Consider the following 3155-nt stretch of genomic DNA (forward strand, 5'->3'; position numbering starts at 1 on the left):
TCAGCGGAGCAGGATATGCCTCAATCTGAATCAGAAAAACTCTAGTAGACGTTTTCGCGGTGCTGACACCGCAATTGCCCGCGCAATCACTGTGGGAGATGTCTGTGTCGATGCCACGAAGTCCAGTTCATGGGATACGGCTAGCGGCGATATCGTCGCGAACCACAATATCGAGGCGATGGTCCGGGCCATGAAGCAGGCACATAAAATTTTCTACGATCCCGGCGAAGTTCTGAAAATTCCGGTTCGTGCCCGCATCGTCCGCGAGATCGTGGACATGGTATTTGCTTCGGATCAACCAGACACGCTCATCCGCGAGTGCCGCTCAGCATTGCAGCAGGTCACGTGACGTCCTGTGACTTTAAGCGCCATCATTTCGGCACTCGAAAGCTACGTCGCCAGCTTGCCTAACCCTTGCGATAAATCAGCATAAGGTTGTTGGCAGGCATTTCAACGCGGGTAGTCCGTTTGAAGCCAAATTCCGCAGCGACTTCATCCATATCTGCAACATTGCGTATGCCATAGTAAGGTCAGCAAACTTCAATTTCGTCGCTAACCGCAGCGCCCAAATTAAGAACCTCGCCTAGGAACAGATAGACGTTCAGAAACAGAGAATACGCTTCTTCTGCCGTGACCTCTTTGTGAACACCGGTAGACACTCGGTCGAAAAGATTGCTGATGTTTTGTCGCAGCCTAGTTCGTCGCGAGGAGCTTTCAGTCCGCAAAGCAATGTAAACATTAATCCTATTCTGATGCTTGCTGGCGTCCAGACTAAGTGTGTTTCCACCTAGCTCATACGTCTCGTCAGACGGAGGGAAAATGGCGTCTGCAAACCCCTCCAAAATCCGCCGGCATGTTGTGAGAGCTTGGCTCACTGCCTCTTCGTCTTTTTCGCGCAATCGCGCGATGACTGATGGGATTTTCACGAGAACATCTCCGGCGCTCTCGGCTATGAGCGCGTCGACCTCCTTTTTGTAAGCTTCAAACGTAGTAGCTGCGACATCCGCAAACTGACGCTCGTAATAGACCCCTGAAACGAAATTATGGATCATTCCTAGAACGCGTGACCTGACCCCCGACATTTGATTGATGGAAGCGCTGAGTGCGCTGTGACTTCTGTTCAGACGGTCGACAACGAAAACCATGTTCTCGCCGGACATCGAGCCAAGTTTGGTTGCCTCAATCCTAGCCTTCTGCGTTTCGATTGCCGCTTCTTGTTGTGCGAGTGGCCCCCAATAACCCTTCTTAGCTTCGTAATCCGTCCAGCGACCAGTCAGGGTCATGTATCGGAGTGCTAGGTCATCAGATCCACTGTATCCTTGCATCTCGAAGCTGATCCATTTTCTGATCTCTTCGGAACCTGCTAATCGCGCAAGTCGACTGGCCTTCAGTAGTAATTTGTCGCTAGCGATCCGGTCTAACTCGATGTCGTCGAGCAATTCGCGGCTGAGAGAAAGGATGTGTTCTGCTTCGGACTGTGCATCGGTCATCCCAACACATTATTTCAGAGCGTTGAAAACGCCACCCCAATCGTACACTTATCCAGTTTGTCCAGACCCTCACGATTGAGCGTTCGGATTGCGGAAATCATACGGCCTGATGGCGATACACAAGCATCAGATTGTTGGCAGGCATCCCGTAGCGGTTCGACCTTTTAAAGCCGAAGTTAGCAGCCACGTTGTCAACATCTGCGACCTTACGGAGGCCCCAAGCAGGATTGCGTTCTCTCAGTGAGCGGTCAAACGCCACGTTGGATGGCGCGGTTTCCACGTCATCTTCTAAGTACGGACCATAAAGAATGATTGGCGCATCGTCAGTCAGGTATTTCGAGCACCCTCTGAACAGCCCAATTGTCGCTTCCCATTCGCTAATGTGGACCATGTTGATGCAAACGCAGGCATCGTATTTTCGATAAGCTGCTGATTTTTCTGCCTCACAACTGTTAGAGTCCATGTTGATGCAGACAATCGCATCGGCTGCCTCGACCGGCCACTGCGGCGCGGCAGCATCGAGCGCAAGCGGCGGCAGCAGGTTGGGCAGCGCTTCCGCCTCGCGCCAGGCGGCAATGGATTCGCGAGCCCCTGCATCGGGATCGGTCGGCTGCCAGGTGAGCGCGGGAAGCGCGCGGGAAAAATGCACCGCGTGCTCGCCCGTGCCGCTTGCCAGTTCCAGCACAAGGCCCGACGGCGGCAGCGCCTCGCGCAGCACGGCCAGAATGGGATCGCGGTTGCGGGCCGCAGCGGGGGCCTGACGGCGGGCGTCTTCGGTCATCATTTCGGGATAAGGATCGCGGCGGCTCTGTTCAAGAAGCCCGTGTGCGCCAGACGCGCAAAAACCATGGTTCGATGAACCCGCTTCATCGAACCATGGTTCAAGCCTTTCCGGCTCTTGTTCCGTGCCGCACCCGGTATCCCGGCGCCGTCACGGATTGGCGGCTGGCATCACTCCCACAAGCCCAGCGTGTCCGGTTCGCCCGGACCGCTGATCTTGACTTCGCAAGACGAAGAGTCGGTCTCTTCTATGAAACCGCTGAAGCGGTGGCGCAGCGCCTCCAGGCTGATACTGCGCATCTCGCTGGCGCTGAAACCTGCCGCGAGAATGGTAGCCAGCACGCGCTGCTTCTGGGCAATCAGATCGATCGCCTGCAACTCGCGCATATGCCGAGCAGCGAAATCCTCATCACGGCACAGCACTTCGCCCAGGGCTTCGATCTCGGCTCCGAGTTCGCCCAGCACTTCGGCCATTGCCGTGAATTTAGGTTCGTGCATCATCGCTTCAGGCCGCGATCGCGTGATCCTCGGAAGCGCTGAGCGCCTGCAGATCAAGCACCATGACCATGCGCTCCTCGATGGCGGCAAGGCCTTCCAGGAACGGCGTGACGTCTTCCTGCCCGGTGGTCGGCGGCGGCTGCAGCGTATCGGTGTTGAGCGCAACGATATCGCTGACCGAATCGACGATCAGGCCCTGCGACTGGCCATTGACCTGGCACACGATGATCGCGTGGCGCGGGGTCGCCTCGGTAGGCGTCCAGCCCAGACGGGCGGCGAGATCGATCACCGGCAGGACCGTGCCGCGCAGGTTGACCACCCCTGCGACGTAAGACGGCACACGCGGCATCGGCGTGACCGGGGTCCAGGCGCGGATTTCGCGGATCG

Annotated in this window: 6 protein-coding genes; 1 reads left to right on the top strand and 5 read right to left on the bottom strand. The window is 56.6% G+C overall.

The window, feature by feature from the left end; translation table 11 throughout:
* The coding region (locus MTR66_RS20935) for a hypothetical protein (protein WP_243924647.1) at positions 1-349 on the top strand (349 nt) is incomplete at its 5' end.
* A 58-nt stretch (positions 350-407) separates the two neighbouring features.
* On the opposite strand, the gene MTR66_RS21315 is transcribed toward MTR66_RS20935, so the two are convergent.
* The 5 genes from MTR66_RS21315 to MTR66_RS20955 form a co-directional block, all read right to left on the bottom strand.
* A complete protein-coding gene (locus tag MTR66_RS21315; protein WP_327194537.1) occupies positions 408-518 on the bottom strand; it encodes a hypothetical protein in 111 nt (36 codons plus the stop codon).
* Between the two features lie 12 nt (positions 519-530).
* A complete protein-coding gene (locus tag MTR66_RS20940; RefSeq protein ID WP_243924650.1) occupies positions 531-1490 on the bottom strand; it encodes an AbiTii domain-containing protein in 960 nt (319 codons plus the stop codon).
* Positions 1491-1587: 97 nt separating this feature from the next.
* Positions 1588-2271 (bottom strand): DUF938 domain-containing protein, encoded by a 684-nt coding sequence (locus MTR66_RS20945; RefSeq protein WP_243924651.1) that lies wholly within the window; start codon positions 2269-2271, stop codon positions 1588-1590.
* 170 nt (positions 2272-2441) lie between these two features.
* On the bottom strand, positions 2442-2768 hold the full coding sequence (locus MTR66_RS20950; protein WP_243924653.1) for a hypothetical protein: 327 nt from the start codon (positions 2766-2768) through the stop codon (positions 2442-2444).
* Between the two features lie 7 nt (positions 2769-2775).
* Positions 2776-3155 (bottom strand): chemotaxis protein CheW (locus tag MTR66_RS20955; protein ID WP_243924655.1); only part of this gene is annotated, 380 nt, incomplete at its 5' end.

It is taken from the genome of Novosphingobium beihaiense (assembly GCF_022832375.1).
In the GTDB taxonomy this organism is placed as follows: domain Bacteria; phylum Pseudomonadota; class Alphaproteobacteria; order Sphingomonadales; family Sphingomonadaceae; genus Novosphingobium; species Novosphingobium beihaiensis.